At 70.1% G+C, this 21,459-nt stretch carries 21 protein-coding genes; 10 read left to right on the top strand and 11 right to left on the bottom strand.

Annotated elements, in window-relative coordinates:
* Positions 1-2 precede the first annotated feature (2 nt).
* Complete coding sequence (locus AC6LJ5_RS04295; protein WP_103275490.1) at positions 3-230, bottom strand: hypothetical protein; 228 nt, start codon at positions 228-230, stop codon at positions 3-5.
* Positions 231-318: 88 nt separating this feature from the next.
* On the bottom strand, positions 319-672 hold the full coding sequence (locus tag AC6LJ5_RS04300) for a hypothetical protein (protein WP_498139892.1): 354 nt from the start codon (positions 670-672) through the stop codon (positions 319-321).
* Between AC6LJ5_RS04300 and AC6LJ5_RS04305 the strand changes: the two genes are divergently transcribed.
* The gene (locus tag AC6LJ5_RS04305) at positions 655-1,374 is read left to right on the top strand and encodes a hypothetical protein (protein ID WP_498139893.1); all 720 of its coding nucleotides are present in this window, start codon (positions 655-657) and stop codon (positions 1,372-1,374) included. The genes AC6LJ5_RS04300 and AC6LJ5_RS04305 overlap by 18 nt on opposite strands.
* A 105-nt stretch (positions 1,375-1,479) precedes the next feature.
* Here AC6LJ5_RS04305 and AC6LJ5_RS04310 read toward each other — a convergent pair whose 3' ends face one another.
* Positions 1,480-2,343, bottom strand: a complete 864-nt coding sequence (locus tag AC6LJ5_RS04310; RefSeq protein ID WP_498139894.1) for an SIR2 family NAD-dependent protein deacylase — start codon at positions 2,341-2,343, stop codon at positions 1,480-1,482.
* Between the two features lie 262 nt (positions 2,344-2,605).
* Here AC6LJ5_RS04310 and AC6LJ5_RS04315 point away from each other — a divergent pair, with 262 nt between their 5' ends.
* The gene (locus AC6LJ5_RS04315; RefSeq protein ID WP_498139895.1) at positions 2,606-3,229 is read left to right on the top strand and encodes a cysteine dioxygenase family protein; all 624 of its coding nucleotides are present in this window, start codon (positions 2,606-2,608) and stop codon (positions 3,227-3,229) included.
* Between the two features lie 85 nt (positions 3,230-3,314).
* Entirely contained in the window at positions 3,315-4,079 is a 765-nt protein-coding gene (locus AC6LJ5_RS04320; protein ID WP_103275486.1) for an IclR family transcriptional regulator, read from the top strand.
* Here the strand turns inward: AC6LJ5_RS04320 and AC6LJ5_RS04325 are convergent.
* Both AC6LJ5_RS04325 and AC6LJ5_RS04330 read right to left on the bottom strand, forming a co-directional pair.
* The gene (locus AC6LJ5_RS04325; protein ID WP_498139896.1) at positions 3,979-5,637 is read right to left on the bottom strand and encodes an FAD/NAD(P)-binding protein; all 1,659 of its coding nucleotides are present in this window, start codon (positions 5,635-5,637) and stop codon (positions 3,979-3,981) included. The genes AC6LJ5_RS04320 and AC6LJ5_RS04325 overlap by 101 nt on opposite strands.
* Positions 5,634-6,602 carry a Bug family tripartite tricarboxylate transporter substrate binding protein gene (locus AC6LJ5_RS04330; protein WP_103275484.1) on the bottom strand — a complete coding sequence of 323 codons (969 nt, stop codon included), beginning with the start codon at positions 6,600-6,602 and terminating at the stop codon, positions 5,634-5,636. Before AC6LJ5_RS04330 ends, AC6LJ5_RS04325 begins: the two co-directional genes overlap by 4 nt.
* A 277-nt stretch (positions 6,603-6,879) precedes the next feature.
* Between AC6LJ5_RS04330 and AC6LJ5_RS04335 the strand changes: the two genes are divergently transcribed.
* The 5 genes from AC6LJ5_RS04335 to AC6LJ5_RS04355 all read left to right on the top strand — a co-directional run bounded on the left by AC6LJ5_RS04335 (position 6,880) and on the right by AC6LJ5_RS04355 (position 11,957).
* Positions 6,880-8,046 (top strand): CaiB/BaiF CoA transferase family protein, encoded by a 1,167-nt coding sequence (locus AC6LJ5_RS04335; protein WP_103275483.1) that lies wholly within the window; start codon positions 6,880-6,882, stop codon positions 8,044-8,046.
* Positions 8,043-8,780: an enoyl-CoA hydratase/isomerase family protein gene (locus AC6LJ5_RS04340; protein ID WP_392411475.1), complete on the top strand. Its 738-nt coding sequence runs from the start codon at positions 8,043-8,045 to the stop codon at positions 8,778-8,780. Before AC6LJ5_RS04335 ends, AC6LJ5_RS04340 begins: the two co-directional genes overlap by 4 nt.
* A 30-nt stretch (positions 8,781-8,810) precedes the next feature.
* Positions 8,811-9,644, top strand: coding sequence for a CoA transferase subunit A (locus tag AC6LJ5_RS04345; protein ID WP_392411476.1), 834 nt, complete (start codon positions 8,811-8,813; stop codon positions 9,642-9,644).
* Positions 9,637-10,371: a CoA-transferase subunit beta gene (locus AC6LJ5_RS04350; RefSeq protein ID WP_498139897.1), complete on the top strand. Its 735-nt coding sequence runs from the start codon at positions 9,637-9,639 to the stop codon at positions 10,369-10,371. The genes AC6LJ5_RS04345 and AC6LJ5_RS04350 overlap by 8 nt, the downstream gene beginning before the upstream one ends.
* Positions 10,372-10,475: 104 nt before the next feature.
* Entirely contained in the window at positions 10,476-11,957 is a 1,482-nt protein-coding gene (locus AC6LJ5_RS04355) for a class I adenylate-forming enzyme family protein (RefSeq protein WP_498139898.1), read from the top strand.
* A gap of 31 nt (positions 11,958-11,988) precedes the next feature.
* Here the strand turns inward: AC6LJ5_RS04355 and AC6LJ5_RS04360 are convergent, their stop codons facing one another.
* Positions 11,989-13,842, bottom strand: a complete 1,854-nt coding sequence (locus tag AC6LJ5_RS04360; protein WP_498139899.1) for an ABC transporter ATP-binding protein — start codon at positions 13,840-13,842, stop codon at positions 11,989-11,991.
* 136 nt (positions 13,843-13,978) lie between these two features.
* Positions 13,979-14,497: a MarR family winged helix-turn-helix transcriptional regulator gene (locus tag AC6LJ5_RS04365; protein ID WP_103275477.1), complete on the bottom strand. Its 519-nt coding sequence runs from the start codon at positions 14,495-14,497 to the stop codon at positions 13,979-13,981.
* A gap of 219 nt (positions 14,498-14,716) precedes the next feature.
* Here AC6LJ5_RS04365 and AC6LJ5_RS04370 point away from each other — a divergent pair, with 219 nt between their 5' ends.
* Positions 14,717-15,697, top strand: a complete 981-nt coding sequence (locus AC6LJ5_RS04370) for a tripartite tricarboxylate transporter substrate-binding protein (protein WP_392411480.1) — start codon at positions 14,717-14,719, stop codon at positions 15,695-15,697.
* A 14-nt stretch (positions 15,698-15,711) separates the two neighbouring features.
* Positions 15,712-17,280, top strand: a complete 1,569-nt coding sequence (locus tag AC6LJ5_RS04375) for a sulfatase-like hydrolase/transferase (protein ID WP_498139900.1) — start codon at positions 15,712-15,714, stop codon at positions 17,278-17,280.
* 67 nt (positions 17,281-17,347) lie between these two features.
* Here AC6LJ5_RS04375 and AC6LJ5_RS04380 read toward each other — a convergent pair whose 3' ends face one another.
* From AC6LJ5_RS04380 to AC6LJ5_RS04395, 4 genes are read right to left on the bottom strand one after another with little or no spacing between them, the layout of a single operon-like run.
* On the bottom strand, positions 17,348-19,039 hold the full coding sequence (locus AC6LJ5_RS04380) for an AMP-binding protein (protein ID WP_103275474.1): 1,692 nt from the start codon (positions 19,037-19,039) through the stop codon (positions 17,348-17,350).
* Between the two features lie 17 nt (positions 19,040-19,056).
* On the bottom strand, positions 19,057-19,647 hold the full coding sequence (locus tag AC6LJ5_RS04385; RefSeq protein ID WP_392411482.1) for a chalcone isomerase family protein: 591 nt from the start codon (positions 19,645-19,647) through the stop codon (positions 19,057-19,059).
* A complete protein-coding gene (locus AC6LJ5_RS04390) occupies positions 19,611-20,156 on the bottom strand; it encodes a DUF4442 domain-containing protein (protein WP_103275472.1) in 546 nt (181 codons plus the stop codon). The genes AC6LJ5_RS04385 and AC6LJ5_RS04390 overlap by 37 nt, the downstream gene beginning before the upstream one ends.
* Before the next feature lie 15 nt (positions 20,157-20,171).
* Positions 20,172-21,368 carry an acetyl-CoA C-acyltransferase gene (locus tag AC6LJ5_RS04395; protein ID WP_103275471.1) on the bottom strand — a complete coding sequence of 399 codons (1,197 nt, stop codon included), beginning with the start codon at positions 21,366-21,368 and terminating at the stop codon, positions 20,172-20,174.
* Between the last annotated feature and the right edge of the window lie 91 nt (positions 21,369-21,459).

The following is a 21,459-nucleotide window of genomic DNA, read 5'->3' on the forward strand; positions in this document are numbered from 1 at the left end:
GGTCAGCCGCGTCGTCGGTCGACGGCGGTCAGCGAGGTGCCGCTCTTGAGCAGCTGGTAGGTTTGTCCGCCCAGCCAGGCGACCTTCTCGCCGGAGCTGGTGCGGCAGACGCAATGCGTCCGGGGGTCGAAGCGCGAGGTGCCCATGGCCGAGTAGGCGTCGGGGTCCGAGACGAAGCGCTCGATCCGGTATAGCGTGCCGTCTGGCGCGGTGGCCAGGACGTCGGTCAATCTTCTTGCTGTTCCGAGCATTTTTTCCATCCCCCTCATGCGCGGGCCATTTCCTGCTACGGCGCCGAAACCGTCCCGCCAGCGGACATCAATGCATGTGTCCGCCAAAAGACGAGTCGTCGAGCTGTTCGGGCGATACCCCCAGCGCTGCCGATACCCGCTCCAGGATGATCTGGCGGGGGCGCGGCCGCGGCCGTTCCAGTTCGATATGGAATGATGCTCTCCAGGGCCGGATGGTGTCTTGCCACTTTAAGTCCATCGCGAGCGCCCTGGAATTTGGGGTTTCCCCTCGTTTCGTGGCGGCGCGCGCGTAGCGCTCACAGGACTCGGCTACAACTTCACAAATCTTCACCGGCGCGAGGGCTATCATCCCCCGGTCGCCCGTGGAATCGGGCTTGTCAGTCGAGTATTGCAGATGGTCCCGATGCTTGCCGCCGGCCATGTCAACGGCCTGGGCTGGGATGGCGGGAATGCGCGCGGCAGGCGCGCAACGTCGTGGATCGCGGCCTTGCTGGCCTGCGCCTTGCATGTGGGCATCGGAAGCCTGATCTGGCGCGGCATGACGCCGTCGCCGATTCCGCCGGCCATGCCGTCTGATTCCGAATCCATGTTCGTGGAGCTGCTTGCGCCGCCGACTCCACGCGTCGAGCGCAGCGCGTCGCCACGCGGCGAGAGCGGGCAGGTCGCGGCGCCCGCGCGGGGTTCCGTGGAGACGCCGGCGGCGAAGGTGCCGCGAGCACAGCCCGAGCGCGCCGAGCCATCGCGTGCGCAGCCGTCGCCCACGCAGACGAACACTCAAAAAAACATGCAGACAGACACGCAGCCAGCGGCAGCGCGATCTCGCGTCCAGTTCGAGCCTCGCGCGGGCAAGCCGGCTGATGCGCCGTCCGCCGGCGCGCCAGCGCCTGCGTCACGCGATTTCGGTTGGCAGCCGTCGGACTCGGCCGCGCCCGGCGAACGGCGCGCGCGCGGCGAACCCGTGCCCAGGCTCGCGCCCAAGGCGCCGGCCGAACGCACCGTGCTGTCGCGCGAGATGGAGAAGGCCGCGCGTCCGCCTTGCCGCGATGCGCATGCATCCAAGGGCCTGCTGGCGCTGCCCTTTCTTTTGGCTGATACGGTCACGGACAGCGGCTGCAAGTGGTGATCGCCGCAGGCGCGGCAGGGCACGCATGATGCGCGTGGCTGATAGCCATGCGGGCGCCATTTGCGGATGATGCGCACGGCGTGGCCCGCGTTCGCGGTCGCCGGTTCAGATCCCCGCGCTTTGCAGCAACCTGGGCAGCACGTCGGCGGCCTGGCCGCGCAGATTGAACTTCACGCGCGCATCCATTGGCGTGGCGGCCGGATTGACCTGCGCGACGACGGCGCCCGCGGCCAGCGCGCGTTGCGGCAGCTCCGCGGCGGGATAGACCAGGGCCGAGGTGCCGATGCTCAGCAGCAGATCGCATTGCTCGGCGGCGAGCTGGGCCGCGCGCCAGGCGTCGGCGGGCAGGCTTTCTCCGAACCAGACGACGCCTGGCCGCACGGGACCGCCGCAAGCGGCGCAGCGGGGCGGCTCGATGCGGCGGCCTTCGTCCTGTTCCCCGTTCGGCGCGCCGGACGCGGCCGCGCTGGCGGTCGCGGCGTCGGCTGTCCGGATATCGGCTGCCGTTGTGCCGGCTGCCGCGGCGTCAGCGCTCGCGGGCTCGGCGCGGCTCCAGGGCGCGCGGCAATCGGCGCAGCGCGGCGCGTGCAGGCTGCCATGCAGATGCAGTACTTTCGGACTGCCCGCGCGCTCGTGCAGATCGTCCACGTTCTGCGTGATCACGGTGAGCGCCGGCGCATGCGCGGCCAGTCTGGCGATGGCCAGGTGCGCGGCGTTCGGCCAGGCGCGCAGGGCCTGCTCGCGTCGCCATTCATACCAGCCCCAGACCAGGTCGGGATGGGCGCGGAAGGCCTCGGGCGTGGCCAGGGCCTGCGCGTCGAAGCGCGACCATAGTCCGGTGAGCGCGTCGCGGAACGTCGCGATGCCGCTTTCGGCGGAGACGCCCGCGCCCGTGAAGACCACGGGCCGCCTGCTTTGCCGCAGGGCCTGCGCCAGCGCGGCGGGAATGTCGTGCCGCGGGCCGGTCATCGCGGACGGGCGCAAGCGGGGCGCGTGGGAAAGTCGGTGGCGTGATGCATGTTCAACCTGATCGATGGTTCACTACGCTGCCTGTACGCGGGCATGCCTGTCAAGCGGGGGAGCAATCGCCGTGCTTGTTGCAATCGCCGCGACCGGCGCATGGGCATTGCGCCTGCGGGTTCCCGAATCGTGGATACTGCCACCAGGATTTTGGGAACATCAACCGGGCCAGGGCGGATTCGCCCGCCGCGCCCGACCTGGGAGACTAGCAATGCCTGAACCGATCACGGGCCTGGACCGGCTTCGTTGCTTCATCGCCACCGCCACGCGGCTGGCCGGCCCGGCGGGCCTGGCGCAGAGCCCGGCGCTGGAGTCCGCGTTCACGGAGCTGCTGCGGCACGATGACTGGCTGCCCGAGGCCTGTACCGTGCCGCATCCGCAGTATTACCAGCAATACCTGCTGCATTGCGACCCGCTGGAGCGCTTCTCCATGGTCAGCTTTGTCTGGGGGCCGGGCCAGAGCACGCCGGTGCACGATCACGAGGTCTGGGGCTACGTGGGCATGTTGCGCGGCTCGGAGATCAACCAGCGCTACGTGCGCGAGGCGGACGGCGGCCTGCGGTTGGCGGGCGCGGCATCGACCCTGCTGCCGGGCGACGTGGAGCGGCTGGCGCCCGAGGAAGGCGATATCCATCAGGTGTCCAACGCGCATGCCGATCGCGTATCGATCAGCGTGCACCTGTATGGCGGCAATATCGGCGCGGTGTCGCGCCATGTCTATGATCCGGTCACCGGCATGGCCAAGCCTTTCGTGTCGGGCTATTCCTCGACCAGCCTGCCCAATCTCTGGGACCGTTCGCAAGCGGTGCGCGCCGGGCTGGCCGCCTCGGCCTGACAGGCGCCGGCCCAGGGGGCGCGGACCTGTCCGCGCTTGACGTCTCATGCTATGGTCTCGTCCTAAATATTAGGAAATAGACGATATGGACAAGACGCTGCTCAAGGGGCTGATGGTGCTGGAGGCGGTCACCGACGTGGACAATCCGCCGCGCACCATCGATGCGCTGGCCGCCCGCGTGGGACTGACCCGCAGCAATACCCATCGCACGCTGCAGACGCTGATCCATGCCGGCTATGTGATCAAGGACGACGAGGGCGGCGGCTATCGCGGCGCGGTGCGGCTGTTTGAGCTGGCCGCGCGGCAGCTGGCGCAGCTGGACGTGCGCAAGCTGGCCGCGCCCTACATGCGCACGCTGGCCGACCAGACCGGCGAAACCGTGCATCTGTCGGTGCTGGACGGCTTTGACGTGGTGTACGTGGACAAGATCGACAGTCCGCAGCCGATCCGCGCCTATTCCATGATCGGCGGACGCGCGCCGGCCTATGCCGTGGCCACCGGCAAGGCGCTGCTGGCCTATCAGTCCGACGGCTATGTCGAGCGCTATGCGGACCAGTTGCAGCGGCACACGCCGGCCACCATCGTCACCATGCCGCTGCTCAAGGACGAGCTGCGCAAGGTGGTGCGCGCCGGCTACGCCATCAATCGCGGCGAATGGCGCGAAGGCGTGGGCGGGCTGGCCGTGGCGCTGTTCAACAGCCTGGACCAGCCCGTGGCGGCCGTGGGCATCTCCGGGCCGCTGGACCGCCTCAGCGCGGCCCGGATGAAGCAGCTGGCGCCGGACGTGGCGGCCTGTGCGCAGGCGATATCCCAGGGCATGGGGTATCGCGGCGGCTTCCTGGGACAGTAGCGCCCGCGTCCGCCAGCGCGGCGGCGATGCGCCGCGCCTGGTCCCGCGCCAGGCGGGCGTTCACGTCCATGGACGTGGTCCAGAAGTAGGTGCCGCCGGCCAGGCTGCCCAGCACGGTGATCGCGGGTTGCACGACGCCGCCAGCGTCCAGCAGGCTGCCGGTGGCGTAGTCCAGCGCCAGCCCGCCATGCGGATGCGCCTGCCCGTGGCCGTCGCACAGCAGCGCCGACACCAGGGGATCGGCGGCGCCGGCCGCGTCCACAGAGAAACTGGTGGCGTTGATCAGATAGCGGCTGCGCAGCTCGCGCTCGCCCGCCGGCGTGCGCAGGCGGGTCACGAAGCCGCCGGCGGCGTCATGGCGGCTGTCGACGTAGCCGCTCAGCACCTCGAGCTGGCCGGCGCGGAACAACGCCTGCAGCTTGCGCGCGTTGCGCATCGGAAAGTTGGCGCGGCGCGCCATCCACAGCGCGCGCCATTGCGACTGGAAGCGCGCGCGCTCGGCGTCCGGCAGCAGATGCCAGATCAGGTCCACGGCCGCGTTGGTCGCCGCGGCCACCGCCTGCCATGGGCGCGCGTCGTGTTCGGAACGGCGGATTTCATCGTCCAGCGCGGCCCGCGCGTCGCCATCGACGCCCAGGATGTCCTCGGCGTCGACCGCGCCGCCCAGCGCCCGCACCTCGCGGCCCAGCGCCGCGGCGATCCGTTCCAGCGTCAGCGCGCCGCCGTGCGCGTGCGCCAGCGCCTGCGCGCCATCGCGGCTCAGTTCGGTCAGGCCCCGCGGCGGCGGCCGGTTATGCGGGCTGCGCACCGAGGGCAGCCGGCCATTGCGCGACACGCAGATGAGCGGACCGCGATGCCCGGCCTGCTGCAGCGCGACCACGGCGTCGACCGCGCTCAGGCTGGTGCCGATCACGCAGACCGTGGCGTCGGCGGCGATGCCGGCCGCCAGCTCGCTGACCGGATAGGGGCTGTTGAAGTAGCCGGGCGCGGCTGCCAGCGCCGGGAAGGCGCGCGAGGGCAGGTTGCCGTTGCACAACGCCACGCGGCGCGCCACACAGGGCTGCCCCGATTCCGCCAACACCCGCACGCGTCCATTGGCCAGCGGCGTGACGCCGGCGACGCGCGCGCGCACGTGTTCCAGCGTTACGCCCCGGCTTGGCGCCAGCGCGCGCGCCCGCTCGTAGGCGTCGGCCATGTAGGCGCCGAACAGCGGCCGGGGCAGGAAATCGCCCGGATCGATCGCGCCTTCCACCCCGTGGCCGGCCAGCCAGGCGGGATCCTGGCGCCGCAGCCAGCCCACGAAGTCCAGGCGCTCGTCGGCCAGCGCCGACATATTGCCGGCCGGGATATTGAGCAGGTTGCTGCGCAGGTCGTCCTGGTAGGCGCCGCCCGGCCCGGGGCACTCCTGCGGTTCGTACAGCCGCAAGCTGAGCGGCCGGCCGCCGCCGGCGGGCAGCGACAGCAGGAACTGGAGCAGCAGGCTGACGCCGACCGATCCACCGCCGATGATGGCCAGGTCGACGGCCTGTGCGTCATGCGTGTCGGGGGCGGCCGTCATTTGGCCGCCGACAGGCGCACGACCTCGGCCCAGCGGGCAGTCTCCTGCTGCAACATGCGGCGGGTGTCGGCCGGCGACGTGGCGACGGCGTCGGCGCCGAGCTTCTGCGCCGCCTGCTTCACGGATTCCATCGCGGCGGCCTTTTGCATGCCGGCCGAGAGCTTGTCCACGATGGCGGCCGGCGTGCCAGCCGGCGCCAGCAGGGCATAGGTGGTGGCCACCGAGTAGTCCTTCACGCCCTGTTCGATCAGCGTGGGCAGCTCGGGCAATGCGGCGGCGCGCGTGGGCGTGGTCACGGCCAGCAGCCGGATCTTGCCGCTGGCGGCCTGCGGCAGCAGCGCGGGCAGGGTCTCGATGACCATGTCGATCTGGCCGCCCAGCAGGTCCGTGATGGCCGGCCCGCTGCCGCGGTACGGCACGTGCATCAGCCGCGTGCCGGTGACCACCTGGAACAGTTCGCCGGCCATGTGCTGCGAGGTGCCCGGCCCGGCCGAGCCGTAGGTGATGGACCCAGGCTTGGCCTTGGCCAGCGCGATCAGCTCCTGCACGTTGCGCGCCGGCACCTTGCTGTTGACCGCCAGCGCCATGGGCATGCTGGTCGCCATCGACACGCCGACGAAGGCCGTGCCGAAGTCGTAGCCGGGCTTGTCGGGCATGGCGGCGTGGATCGCATGGCTGCCCACCGCGCCCATCAGCAGCGTGTAGCCGTCGGGAGCCGACTTGGCCACGTACTCCGCGCCGATCTCGCCGCCGGCGCCGGCCTTGTTCTCGACCACCACGCTCTGGCCCAGATAGTCGCCCAGGTGCTGGGCGTAGATGCGCGCGGCGGCGTCGGTGGCGCCGCCGGGCGGGAAGGGCACGACCATGCGCACGGGCTTGCCTGGCCAGGCGTCGGCCGCCTGCGAGGGGCCGGCCGCCAGTCCCAGCGCCAGGGCGGCAGCGGCGAATACGGCGAGTGTTCTCATGACTGTCTCCTTGGGGGATGCGGACCTGCCTGCTCGGGGTGGGTCCTTATATGTCCTAAAAAATAGGACTTGAATTCCAATAAATGGTTTACCTAGAATTCCACACGGTGATATGCTGGTCAACGATTAAGCAATGGACCTAGGGAATGTTCTAGGTTTCATAGGGACGCCCGGCACGGCCAGGCAAGCGGGACGCTCATGGTGCCATTGCCGGATTCGCCGCTATAGATTATTTTTCGTATCCCAAATATTGAATTTTCATAACGAGAGGTCAGACATGACACCCAGCTCGGCACTGGCCGGCATCACGGTGCTGGAGATTTGCAATGTGGCGGCGGGGCCGTTCTGCGGCATGCTGCTGGCGGACATGGGCGCCGACGTGATCAAGGTCGAGAACCCGGACGGCGGCGACACGCTGCGCAGCTGGCCGCCGATCTCCGACGGCTACAGCGAGAACTTCGCCTCGCTCAATCGCAACAAGCGCTCCGTGACCTTGAATCTGAAAGACCCCGGGGACCTGGAGCTGGCGCGCGAGCTGGCGCTCACCGTCGATGTGCTGATCGAAAACAACCGTCCCGGCGTGATGGACCGCCTGGGCCTGGGCTACGAGGCATTGAAGGCGCGCAATCCCCGGCTGGTGTATTGCTCGATCTCGGCCTACGGACAGTCTGGCCCGCGCGCGCAGGAAGGCGGCTTCGACCTCACCATCCAGGCCATGAGCGGCATCATGAGCGTCACCGGCGAGGCCGGCGGCGAACCCGTCAAATGCGGCGTGCCGCTGGCGGACTTCTCGGCCGGGCTGTACGGCGCCTTCGCCATCGCCTCGGCGCTGCGCGCCGCGCAGGCCAGCGGGCAGGGCGCGCACATCGACGTGCCCATGCTGGGCGCCACGCTGGGCATCGCCGCGCTGCAGACCTCCGAGTTCTTCGGCAGCGGGCGCGATCCGGTCAAGCTCGGCTCCGCCCATCCGCGCAACGCGCCCTACCAGGCGTTCCGCTGCAAGGGCGGGTACTTCGGCATGGCCGCCGGCAACCAGGCGCTGTGGAAGAGCGTGTGCGAGGTGGTTGGCCGCGATGACCTGCTGGCCGACGCCCGTTTCGCCGACACCAGCCTGCGCGCCCGCAACCAGGACGCGCTGCGCGAGATCCTGGAAGCCATCTTCGCCGGCGACGAGGCCGCGTCCTGGCTGGCGCGCTTTCGCGAGGCGGGCGTCCCCTGCGCGCCGATCAACACCTATTCGGAAGTGCTGGCCGATCCACAGGTCGAGCACATGGGCTGGGTGCAGCCGCTGGAACTGCCCAACGGCGTGCGCACGCGCACCTTCGGCCTGCCGGTGCGCTTCGACGGCCAGACCACGGCGCTGCGTCGCCGCCCGCCAGCGCTGGGCGAGCACAACGAGGAAGTGCTAGGCGCGCTGCGCGCGCGGCGCAAGGAGCCGGCATGAGCGACATCACGGAAACGGACGGCCTGCGGGTCGAGCGGCGCGGCGCGCTGCATCTGCTGACGCTGGCACGGCCCGACAAGATGAACGCACTGTCGGCCGGGCTGGTCGAGGCGCTGATCGCGGCGGTGGACCAGGCGCAGGCCGAGCAGGCGCGCGCCATCGTGTTCCAGGGCGAGGGCCGCAATTTCAGCGCGGGCTTCGACTTCGGTGATTGGGAATCGCACAGCGAGGGCGACCTGCTGCTGCGCTTCGTGCGCATCGAGATGCTGCTGCAGCGCGTGGCGGCCACGCCCTGCCTGACGGTGGCGCTGGCGCATGGCCGCAATTTCGGCGCCGGCGTGGATCTGTTCGGCGCCTGCAAGTGGCGGCTGGCCACGCCGGACGCCAGCTTCCGCATGCCGGGGCTGAAGTTCGGGCTGGTGCTGGGCACGCGGCGCTTCGCCGCGCTGGTGGGCGCCGAGCGCGCGCGGACCATCCTGGAACAGGCCGCGACCTTCGACGCCGAATCGGCCTTGCGCGACGGTTTCGTCAGCCGGCTGGCGGCGCGGGACGAATGGCCGGCGGCGGCGGACGAGGCGCTGGCCGTCGCGTCCGCGCTGACCGATGCGAGCCGCGCGCAGCTGTACGCCGCGCTGTCGCTCGAAGCGCCGGACGCCGACCTGGCGCGGCTGACGCGCTCGGCCGCCGAGCCGGGGCTCAAGGCCCGCGTGGCCGCCTATTTGCAGGCCCGTTAGCCGCGCGGCGCGGCGGGGCAAGGAGACAAGATGGGTTCGGGATACAACCAGAAGAACAAGCAGCGCACGCTGGCGGAACTGGCCGCCATGGTGCCGGATGGCGCCAGCATCGCGCTGGGCGGCAGCTTCCTGCATCGCGGGCCGTTCGGCTTCGTGCGTGAACTGATCCGCCAGGGCAAGCGCGACCTGGAACTGATCAAGCAGTCGCCCGGCTACGACGTGGACATCCTGTGCCGCGCCGGCGCGCTGCGCCGCGTGCGCGCGGGCATCGTGGCCATGGAAGGCAACTTCGGCCTGGCGCCCTGGTATCGCAAGGCGATCGAGCGTGGCGAGGTCGAGCTGGAAGAGCATGCCTGCGCCAGCCTCACGGCCGGCCTGCGGGCGGCGGCGTTCGGCGTGCCATTCCAGCCCTGCGGCGGCCTGCATGGCAGCGGCCTGCCCGAGCTGAACGGCTGGAAATGCATCGACGATCCCTACGGCAGCGGCCAGCGGACCTGGGTGGTGCCGGCGGTGCGGCCGGACTTTGCCGTGATCCAGGCGTCCGAGATCGACGCGCTGGGCAATGTGCGCGTGAGCGGCACCGCGCACTGGGACCGCATCATGTCGCGCGCCGCCGGCAGCGTGCTGGTGGTGGCCGAGAAACGGGTCGACAGCGCGGTGTTCGAGGCCCAGCCCGAGTCCACGTTGGTGCCGTACTTCATGGTGCAGGCCTACGCGGTGGCGCCGGGCAGCGCCTGGCCCGGCTCGTGCTGGCCGGCCTACGCGATCGACTACCCGGCCGTCGAGGCCTACATGGACAAGAACAGCGAACTGGCCGCCCACCTGGCGGCGGCGCCGGAAGCGAAGGAGGCCAGCCATGGCTGAGCAATGGTCGGGGTTTTCCTACATCGTGACCAACCTGGCGCGCTTCATCCGCCCGGACGAGATCACTTTCAGCGGCGTCAATTCCACCATGCCGATGCTGGCCTGCCTGCTGGCCAAGCGCGCCTATGACTGGGACTACGTCTACATCAACGTGGCGGGCGGCGTGGATCCCAGGCCCTCGCACGTGCCGCTGTCCAGCTCCGATCCGGTGCTGGCCGAACACACGGCGTCGATCTTTGCCAACGAGGATTTCTACGATCTGTGCACGCGTGGCCGCATGGACCTGACCTTCCTGGGCGCGGCCCAGATCGACGGCGAGGGCTGCGCCAACAACTCCTGCATCGGCGACTGGCACGCGCCCAAGGTCCGCCTGCCGGGCGGCGGAGGCGGCGCGGTCATGCTGCCCACGGCGCGGCGCGCCTGCACCTGGCGCACCGAGCACTCGACGCGCACGCTGGTGCCCAGGCTGGATTTCGTCACGTCCTGGGGCGGTTTTCATGGGGTGGTCACGCCGATCGCGGCGTTCATCAAGCGCGACGGGCGGCTGGCCCTGCAGTCCTGGCATCCCGAGGCGAGTCTCGCCGAGGTGCGCGAGCGCACCGGCTTCGCGTTCGACGCCAGCGGCGCGGCGCCCACCGAGCCGCCCACGCCGGCCGAGGCGCGCGCCTTGCGCGAACTGGATCCCGAAGGCCAATTCGAACGCGATGCGGCGGTGACGCTGCGCTGAAGCAGGACCACCCCCGAGCGCTGGCGCGCTCCCCCCTCAAGGGGGCGCCGCGATGGCCCGGCAAAGCCGGATCCATGCGGCCCCGATCGCCTGGAGACACTGATATGAACGACACCGATGCCACGCTGGTGGCGGCCTACGCCCGCAGTTGGACCCGGCCGGACCGGGCGCGCCTGCCCGCCCTGGTCGCCGAAGACGCCACGTTGGACTACGCGGCGCTGCATGAGCGCGTGGCCCGCGCCGCGGGCGCGTTGCGCGCGGCGGGCGTGGCAGCGGGCGACTTCGTCGCGGTGGCGATGGAGCGCTCGCTGGAGCAACTGATCGCGATCCTGGGCGCGATGGCGGCGGGCGCCTGCCCGTGTCCGCTGGAACCCCGGTTGGCCGACGAGGAGACGGCGCGCCGCGTTGCCGCCGTGGGCCTGGGCTGGATGCTGCACGACCCTGCGCACGCGGGGACGGCCGCCGCGTCCGGGCTGCCGGCCGTCCGCCTGTTGCCCGCCGCGTGCCTGGCGCGGGGCGAGCCTTTCTGGGCGCCGGCGCTGGCGGCGGACGCGCCGGCGCTGCTGCTCTTCACCTCCGGCAGCACCGGCCATCCCAAGGGCGTGCTGCTGAGCCATCGCGGGTTGATGAACAATGCGCGCGGCGTGCTGGCGCATAGCGGCCTGACGCCGGACGACCGGCTGCTGCACGTGATGCCGCTGCATCACACCAACGCGCTGAACAACCAGGTCTTCACGCCGCTGCTGGCCGGGGCCTGCGTGGCGCTGGCCGGGCGCTTCCGCGCCGAGGACATGCCGGGGCTGCTGGCGCGCTGGCGCCCCACCATCATGACCGGCGTGCCGACCATGTACGCGCGCATGCTGGACCTGGCATTCGAACCCGCCAGCCTGGCGGGCCTGCGCTACGCGCGTTGCGGCTCGGCGCCGATCACCGAGGCGCTGCACCGGCGCATCGAGGCCTTCCTGGGCTGTCCGCTGCTGGTGTCCTACGGCCTGTCGGAGGCGACCTGCACCTCGACCATGAATCCGCCCGGCGCGCGGCGCGTGGGCACGGTGGGCACGGTGTTGGCCGGCCAGCGCGTGGTCCTGCGCCAGCCGGACGGCAGCGCGGCGCCGGCGGGCGGCGAGGGTGAGATCTGCATCGAGGGCGACAGCCTGATGCTGGGCTACCTGGGCGCGCAGGGCCAGATCGGCGTGGCCGACGGGCGGCTGCGCACCGGCGACGTGGGTCGCTTCGACGCCGACGGCTATCTGACCATCACCGGGCGCATCAAGGACGTGATCATCCGTGGCGGCGAGAACATCTCGCCGGCGCTGGTCGAGGGCGTGGTGGCGGCGCTGCCCGGCGTGGCGGCCTGCTGCGTGGTGGGCGCGCCCGATGCCGACCTGGGCGAAGTCCCGGTGGTCTTCGCGACCCGCGCGGCCGGCGCGCCGCCGGCGGACGAGGCGGCGATCCGCGCCGCCGTGCTGGCGGGCCTGGGCCGCATCTATGTGCCGCGCGACGTGCTCTGGGTGGACGCGCTGCCCGAGAACGCGGTGGGCAAGGTGGATCGCAAGGCGCTGGCGGCAAGGGTGGCGGCCGTCTGAGCCCTCCGCGTCTGCTGACGCGGGCGCACGCTCAATCCAGCCCCACGAACCCCCCCGTCTGGTGGCTCCACAGCCGTGCATACAGCCCGCCCCGGGCCACCAGCTCGGCATGCGTGCCGGCCTCGACGATGCGGCCCTGGTCCAGCACCACCAGCCGGTCCATGCGGGCGATGGTGGACAGCCGGTGCGCGATGGCGATCACGGTCTTGCCCTGCATCAGCGTTTCCAGGCTTTCCTGGATCGCGGATTCGACTTCCGAGTCCAGCGCCGAGGTGGCTTCGTCCAGGATCAGGATGGGGGCGTCCTTGAGCAGCACGCGGGCGATGGCGATGCGCTGACGCTGGCCGCCGGACAGCTTGACGCCGCGCTCGCCGACGTGCGCGTCCAGGCCGCGGCGGCCCTCGCCGTCGACCAGCCCGGCGATGAAGTCGCCGGCCCGCGCGCGCCGCACCGCGTCTTGCAGCTGTTCCTCGGACGCGTCGGGGCGGCCATAGAGCAGGTTGTCGCGGATGGATCGGTGCAGCAGCGAGGTGTCCTGCGTGACCACGCCGATCTGCGAGCGCAGGCTTTCCTGGGTGACGCCGGCGATGTCCTGGCCGTCGATCAGGATGCGTCCGCCCTGCAGGTCGTACAGGCGCAGCAGCACGTTGACCAGCGTGGACTTGCCGGCCCCGGACGGGCCGATCAGGCCGATCTTCTCGCCGGCGCGCACCGTCAGGTTCAGGTGCGGGATGACCTCGCGGGCGCCGCCATAGTGGAAGGACACGTCGTCGAAACGCACCTCGCCGCGCTCGATGCGCAGCGGGCCGGCCGCCGGCGCATCGAGCACCTGCTTGGGCTGCGAAATGGTGCTCAAGGCATCCTGCACGATGCCGACGTTCTCGAAGATGCCGCTGACCTCCCACATGATCCAGGCCGACATGTTGTTGATGCGGATCACCAGGCCCAGCGCCAGCGTGATCGCGCCCAGCGTGATGCTGTCCTGGCTCCACAGCCACAGCGCCAGGCCGGCGGTGCCGACGATCAGCACGCCGTTCAGCGTATTGATGGACACGTCCATCGCCGTGATGACGCGGGTCGACAGCCGCTGTTTTTCCGTCTGTTCGGCCAGCGCCTGACGCGCGTAGTTCTCTTCCTGCCGGGCATGGGCGAAGAGCTTGAGCGTGCCGATGTTGGTATAGCCGTCGACGATGCGGCCCATGAGCTTGGAGCGCGCTTCCGAGGCGGTCACGGCGCGCGCCTGCATGCGCGGCACGAAATAGCCCAGCATGCAGCAGTAGCCGACGATCCACAGCACCAGCGGGATCACCAGCCGCCAGTCTGCCTCGGCGAACAGGTACAGCGCGCTGACCACGTACAGGATGACGTGCCACAGCGCGTCCACCGACTGCACGGCGGAATCGCGCAGCGCGCTGCCAGCCTGCATGACGCGGTTGGCGACGCGGCCGGCGAAGTCGTTGTGGAAGAACGCCAGCCCCTGGCCCAGCACGTAGCGGTGGTTCTGCCAGCGCACCAGCGTGGTCAGGCTGGGCGCGATGGTCTGGTGGGTCAGCAGGTCGTGCGCGGCGATCGCCAGCGGGCGCAGCACCATCACCACCAGCGCCATCCACAGCAGCAGGCCGGCGTGGCGCTGGAAGAACTCGGCGGGCGGCGTGTCACGCGCCAGGTCGACGATGTCGGCCAGGAAACTGAACAGCGCCACCTCGACCAGCGCGCCCGCCAGCCCCACCACCAGCAGCACGGCGAAGATCGGCCAGACCTGCAACAGGTAGTAGGCGTAGAAGCGCAGCACGCGGCCGGGCGGGGTGATGTCCGGAGCGTCCTTGAAGGGGTCTATCAGGCCTTCGAAACGACGGAAGATGGATGTGCGCTGGACGCCGGGCATGGAATATCCGTAGGGGCGCCCGGCCGGCTTCGTGGGCGCGGCGGGCGTGGACGGCCGTGGCGCGGCTGCGCGGACGGCAGACGCCTAGCGTAGCAAATGTTTGTGGAGACCCGGTTGAACGAGGCGGGGTGGGCTTCTACCTCGCCCGGCGGGTGCCGCCGGCGCGCCGGCTGGCCTTGTCCGACACGATGTTGTCCTCGGCCATGCGCCGGCCGCGTTGCTCGATGCGCGCCAGGAAGCCGCGCAACTGCTCGACCTCGGTCGCGCTCAGGTCCTGCACCAGCATGTCGTTCAGGCGCGCGACCTCGGGCAGCAGCGCCAGGTAGCGTTCCTGCCCTCGCTCGGTGGCCTCGACCCGGACCACGCGCCGGTCGGCGCTGTCGTGCAGTCGGCGCAGCCAGCCCTTCTCGCACAGCGTGCCGAGCGTGCGCGACGTGCGGGCCAGGTCCAGCTTGGCCGCCGCCGCCAGCTCGGCCGAGGTCATGATGCCGCCCTCCACCGCGCAGGCCAGCAACCGCCACTCGCGCCGGGTGATGCCGTAGCGGCCTTCGCACAGGCGCACGAATACCGGGTTGGATTGCGACCAGGCCTGGTAGAGACGGTACATCAGCATATCGGACAGGCTGGCCTGGCCGGGGGCAGGGGGCGTTGCCATGGCGTCTCCCGCGGGCCGAGCTGTTGCCCGTCGCGCATGCATATCGTTATGGAAAGTACTGGATTAGATCAACAAAGCGTCGCGTTGCTAAATTCATTTTGCCCATTTGGGCATGCGCCGGGCATAGGGAATAGCCCCCGGAGCAACCACGGGGAATGGCCCCGGCATCCGGCCAACCGGCCGGGGAGCGCCATGGCCGCGGCGAATCAGGAGAGAGCGATGCGCAAGAGATTGAGCGGCTGGGCGACGGGCCTGGTCTTGGCGGCAAGCGTGGCGGCCTGTCCCGCCGTACAGGCTCAGCCGCCGCTGGACGGCGCGCTGACCATCGTGGTGGGTTATCCGCCCGGCGGCAGTTCCGACCGCGTCGCGCGGCTGGTGGCGGACCGGCTCAAGGAGCGCATCGGTGCGCCGGTGGTGGTCGAGAACAAGACCGGGGCCGGCGGTCGCATCGCCGCCCAGGGCCTGCATGCGGCCGGGGCGGCGCAGAACGTGCTGATGCTGGCCAATCCGGCCGTCATGGTGGTGGCGCCGCTGGTCTACGACAAGCCAGGCTACGACGCGCAGCGCGATTTCAAGCCGGTGTCGCTGGTGAGCCGCTACAAGTTCGCGCTGGCGGTGGCGGCGGATTCCAAGGTGCGCGACGTGGCCGGCCTGCGCCAGGTCCTGCGCGACGATCCCCGGCTGTTCTCGGTGGGCGTGCCCGCCACCGGCAGCCTGCCGCATTTCTTCGCGCTGATGCTGGGCCGCGCCATCAACCAGGAGCCCGAGATCGTCGGCTACCGGGGATCGGCGCCGCTGATCTCCGAGCTGATCGGCGGCGTCCTGCCGCAGGCCATCGACACGCTGGACACGCTGCTGCCGCAGCACCGCGCCGGCAAGATCCGCATCCTGGCGACCTCGGGCGAGGCGCGCGATCCCGACCTGCCCGACGTGCCGACCTTCCGCGAGGCCGGCGTGGACCTGGCCGCCGATGGCTGGAACGCCTTCTTTGCGCCGGCCGCCATGCCGGCGGACAAGGCCGAACGGCTGGGGCGCGACATCGCAGCCGTGCTGGACGAGCCGGCCCTGCGCGAGGCCGTGCGCGCCGCCTACCTGGAACCGGTGTCGGCCGACGCCGCCCGCAGCGCCGAGGCGCTGGACGCCTATCGCAAGCAGTGGGAGCCGGTGGTGCGCGCGTCCGGCTTCACGGTCACGCAGTAAGAAAAGGGGCAGACATGGGCGCCGTCCAGAACGTGTTGTTCATCATGGCCGACCAGCTGCGGGCCGACCACCTGGGCTGCTACGGCCATCCCTACCTGGAGACGCCCAGCCTGGACGGGCTGGCGGCGCGCGGCGCGCGCTTCACGCGCGCCTTCGTCAACTCCGGGGTGTGCGGCCCGTCGCGCATGAGCTACTACACCGGCCGCTATCCATCGCGCCACGGCGCGACCTGGAACCGCGTGCCGCTTTCGGTCAACGAGATCACGCTGGGCGAATACCTGGCGGGACAAGGGCGCGATCTGGCGCTGGCCGGCAAGACCCACGTGATCCCGGACAAGGCGGGCATGGAGCGGCTTGCCATCGACGGCGCGTCCGAACTGGGCATCCTGTTGAGCCGGGGCGGCTTCGTCGAGCTGGACCGCTACGACGGCCATCACGAGCCCGGGGCCGAGAGCGGCTATCCGGCCTTCCTGCGGCGTCACGGCTACGACAGCGCCGATCCCTGGACCGACTACGTCATTGCCGGCGTGGACGCGTCCGGGCAGGTGGTGAGCGGCTGGAACATGCGCAACGTGCATCTGCCCTCGCGCGTGGCCGAGGCGCATTCCGAGACCGCCTACATGACGGACCAGGCGCTGGACTTCATGAAGCGGCGCGGCGGCCAGCCCTGGGTGCTGCACCTGAGCTATGTGAAACCGCACTGGCCCTACATGGCGCCGGATCCCTATCATCGGCGCTACCGCGCGGACCAATGCCTGCCCGTGCGGCGCAATCTTGCCGAGCTGGAGAGTGCGCATCCGGTGGTGGCCGCCTATCGGCAGCACGAGGAGAGCGTCAGTTTTTCCAGCGACGATTGCGTGCGCGTGGTGCGTCCGGCCTACCAGGGCCTGATCCGGCAGCTGGACGACCATCTGGGACGCCTGTTCGACTACATGGAAGGCGCGGGCCTGATGAAGAACACGCTGATCGTGTTCACCGCCGACCACGGCGATTTCCTGGGCGACCATTGGCTGGGCGAGAAGGAGCTGTTCTACGACACCGTGCAGCGCGTGCCCTTCATCGTCATGGATCCGTCCGGCGAGGCCGACGCCACGCGCGGCCAGGCGCTGGACCACATGGTCGAAAGCGTGGACCTGGTGCCCACCGTGCTGCGCGCGCTGGACGCGCCCCGGCCGGCGCACCGGCTGGAAGGATGCGAGCTGCAGGAAGTGCTGCATGGCCTGCCGGACGGCCAGCCCTGGCGCGACTGCGTGTATTCGGAGCTGGACTACAGCTTCCGCCAGGCCCGCCTGCTGCGCGGCAAGACGCCGCGCAATGCCCGCGCCTGGTCGCTGCGCACGGACCGGTGGCGCTATGTGTACTGGCTGGACGAGCCGGAGCAGCTGTACGACCTGCGGGCCGATCCCGAAGAGTTCCAGGACCTGGGGACCAGCGCCGCGCACGCCGAGGTGCGCGGGGCCTTGCGCCACCGCCTGCTGGAGTGGATGCTGCGCGGCCGCACCCGCACCACGATGAGCGACGAGGCGGTGGAGCGGGCCACCAACGCGCACAAGCGCGCGGGCGTGTATTTCGGGCAGTGGTAGGCGGCGCGCCGTCGCGGCGGCGCCAAAACGCAGCGGGCCGGCGCCGCCGGCCCGCCGCGACGCGGGATCAGGCCTGGGCGGGCGCCTTGGCCTGCGCCTGGGCTTCCGGCTTGAGTTCGCGCCGCAGGATCTTGCCGACGTTGGTGCGCGGCAGGTCGTCGCGGAACTCCACGTAGCGCGGCACCTTGTAGCCGGTGAGCTGGGTGCGGCAATGGGCGATCAGCGTCTCGGCGTCCAGGTTCGGATCCTTGCGGATGACGTAGAGCTTGACCGCCTCGCCGGAGCGTTCGTCCGGCACGCCGACCGCCGCCACCTCGCGCACGCCGGGGTGCAGCGCGGCCGCATCCTCGACTTCGTTCGGATAGACGTTGAAGCCGGACACCAGGATCATGTCCTTTTTGCGGTCCACCAGGAACACATAGCCGGCCTCGTCCACGTAGCCGATATCGCCGGTGCGCAGGAAGCCGTCCGCGTACAGCACCAGCGCGGTCTCGTCCGGGCGCTTCCAGTAGCCGCGCGTCACCTGGGGGCCTCGCACGCAGATCTCGCCGCGCTCGCCGATGGGCAGTTCGCGGCCCTCGTCGTCGCGGATGGAGATGTCGGTGGACGGCACCGGCAGGCCGATGGAGCCGGTGAATTCCTTCACGTCCAGCGGATTGATGGTCACGGCGGGCGAGGTCTCGGTCAGGCCGTAGGCCTGGGCCAGCGAGCGGCCGGTGACGGCGCGCCAGCGCTCGGCCACCGAACGCTGCACCGCCATGCCGCCGCCCAGCGTCAGGCGCAGGCGCGAGAAATCCAGCTTGGCGAAATCGGGGTTGTTCAGCAGCGCGTTGAACAGCGTGTTGACCCCGGTGAAGGCGCTGACCGGCGCCTTGGACATTTCCTTGATCAGCCCCGGTATGTCGCGTGGGTTGACGATGAGCAGGTTGCTGGCGCCGATCTTCATGAACGTCAGGCAGTTCGCCGTCAGCGCGAAGATGTGATATAGCGGCAGCGCCGTCACGATGAGTTCTTCGCCGTCCCGGACCAGCGGCGTCACCCAGGCGTGGGCCTGGCTGACGTTGGCCATCAGGTTGCCGTGCGACAGCATGGCCGCCTTGGCCACGCCGGTGGTGCCGCCCGTGTATTGCAGGCAGGCCAGGTCGTCCTGGTTCAGCTCGACCTCGGTGAAGGGCAGGGCGCGGCCGGCGCGCAGCGCCTGGCCCAGCCGCTGCGCGCCGGGAATCGACCACGCCGGCACCATGCGCTTGACGCGCTTGACCACCAGGTCGACCAGCCGGCCCTTGAGCGGGCCCAGCAATTCGCCGATGGAGGTGACCAGCACGCGCTCGATGGCGCTCTTGGGCAGCGCCTGCTGCAAGGTTGCGGCGAAGTTGTCCGCCACCACGATGGCGCGCGCGCCCGAGTCGGCCAGCTGATGCTCAAGCTCGTGCGCGGTGTAGAGCGGATTGCAGTTGACCACCACGCAGCCGGCGCGCCAGGCGCCGAACAGGCAGACCGGGTATTGCAGCAGGTTGGGCATCATCAGGGCGATGCGGTCGCCCTTGCCCAGCCCGTTGGCGTGCAGCCAGGCGGCGAAGTCGCGCGTCAGCGCGTCCAGTTCGGCGTAGCTGATCGACTTGCCCATGCTGATGTACGAGGTCTTGCCGGCATACTGCCGGCAGCTGTCCCGCACCACCGTCACCATCGTCGACACGCCGTCGAGCTGGATGTCCGTGGGCATGCCGGGGGGGTAGCTCTTTTGCCAGATTCGTTCCATATCGTTGGGGATTCCGCCTAGTTGCCCAGCAGGGCCTTCTTCAGGGAGGACTGCGACGGGTTTTCGCCCAGCCATACACGCAGCAGCGCCCGGGCGAAGGCGGGATCGTCGATGCGTCCGCGCGCCTTGCCGTTGTCGCTGACCGATACGCCCTTGGCGTCGAAGTCCAGGTCGATCACGTCGCCTTCCTTGGCCGAGCCCACGCTGGCCATCAGGGCCGAGAGGCGTTGGGCCGGTTCCTTCAGCGCTTCCAGCTCCTGCTTGGGCGTATTGTCGCGCAATCCGTCCTGCAGCGCCCCGTCCAGGCTCTTGCTGTCGACGTCGCGCAGCATGTGCAGCCGCATGCGGCGGGGTTCGGCGCTATTGACCAGCGCGGCGGCGTCGCCGGTCTTGGCGGTCGCGTATAGCGCGGCCACGTAGACCTTCACGACGAACTTGGTGCGCACGCCGGCGCCGTTGAGCACCAGCGCGCGGCCGCCCTCGGACAACTGGTCCGGGACGCGCAGGCCGCCGACTTCGACGTCGGCCGCCAGGGCCGGGGCGCCCGCCAGGGCGGCGGCCAGGATCAGGCTCAGGGCGGCGGTTCGCCCTCCGGGGATGCGATGCATTTGTCACCTCCTTGGGTCTTCTGCTTGTAGAACTTCTTGTTTGCGATATAGATCGTTCGTTCCACGACGGCGTAGACGACGCCGTCCTTGTCCTGCAGTTCCACCGTGTACGTCCGGGTGGTTTCATGCTCGCGCGCCAGGATCTCGCGGATTTCCGCGATTTCCCCGGCAGGCAGGCGGAAATCCACGTACAGGGTGGTGTAGGCGGGCTTGCGGTAGCGGATGGACGCCGCCTTGTCCCATACGATGTGATCCGAGCCTAGCGCGGACATCAGCATCGTGGGGTGGGCGCCGTCGGTCACCGCGAACAGCGAGCCGCCATACATCGAGCCAACGATATTGCGGGTGCGCCGCAACAGCGGCAGCTTGATCCGGATGTGATGAAAATCCGGAGACACGTGCAGCACCCGCCCGCCGGTGGCGCGGAACGCCGGATGCAGGTTGAACCCCACCCGCATCAGCCGCGCGCGCCATTCGGGGGACAGGCGCTTGAACCAATAAGGCTTCACTGGATACCCGCCGTCCTACAGCGCCTCGAACAGGCCAGCCGCGCCCATGCCGGTGCCGATGCACATCGTCACCAGCCCGTGTTTGCCGCCGGTGCGGCGCAGGCCATGGACCAGCGTGGCCGTGCGGATCGCGCCGGTGGCGCCCAGCGGGTGGCCCAGGGCGATGGCGCCGCCCAGCGGGTTGACCTTGGCGGGGTCGAGCCTGAGTTCGCGCATCACCGCCAGCGATTGCGCGGCGAAGGCTTCGTTCAGTTCGATCCAGTCCAGCGCATCCTGCGTGATGCCGCCGCGCTCCAGCACCTTCGGGATCGCGGCCACCGGCCCGATGCCCATGACCTCGGGCGGCACGCCGGCCACGGCGAAGCTGACGAAGCGCGCCAGCGGTTGCAGGTTGAATTCGCGCAGGATGCGGTCGGACACCAGGATCACGGCGGCCGCGCCGTCGGACATCTGCGAGCTGTTGCCAGCGGTGACGCTGCCGCGCGCGGCGAACACCGGGCGCAGCTTGGCCAGCGATTCCGCGCTGCTGTCGGGGCGCGGGCCTTCGTCCGTCTCGACCAGCCGGCGCGCCACGCGCACCGCGCCGTTGGCGTCGGGCAGGTGCGACACCACCTCGAAGGGCGTGGTCTCGGCCCTGAAATGGCCTGCCGCGATGGCGGCGCAGGCTTTCTGGTGGGAAGCCAGCGCGAAGGCGTCCTGGTCTTCGCGCGACACCTTCCAGCGCTCGGCGACCTTCTCGCCGGTCAGGCCCATGCCAAAGGCCATGCCCAGGTTTTCCTCGTGCGCGAAGATGGCCGGATTCATCGACACCTTGTTGCCCATGATCTGCGGCATGGCGCTCATGGACTCGGTGCCCGCGCCGATCATGATGTCGGCCTCGCCGGTGCGGATGCGGGCGGCGGCGTCGGCCACCGCCTGCAGGCCGGAGGCGCAGAAGCGGTTGACGGTGACGCCCGCCACGCTCTGCGGCAGTCCCGCCAGCAGCAGCCCGATGCGCGCGACGTTCATGCCCTGTTCGGCCTCGGGCATGGCGCAGCCCGCGATCACGTCCTCGATGCGCGCGGGATCCAGCCCCGGCGCCTGCGCCAGCGCCCCATTCAGCGCCGCCGCCAGCATGTCGTCCGGCCGGGTGGTCGCATAAGCGCCATTGCGCTTGCCCACCGGCAGCCGCGTCGCGGCAACGATATACGCGTCTTGAATTTGCTTGCTCATCTCATATCCTCAAATATCCATGGACCCAAACTCTCCCAACCCACAACGGCGCCCCACGATCGGGGCCGCGCGGATCCGGCTCCGCCGGTCC

This window comes from Achromobacter sp. 1011791174 (genome assembly GCF_059760925.1).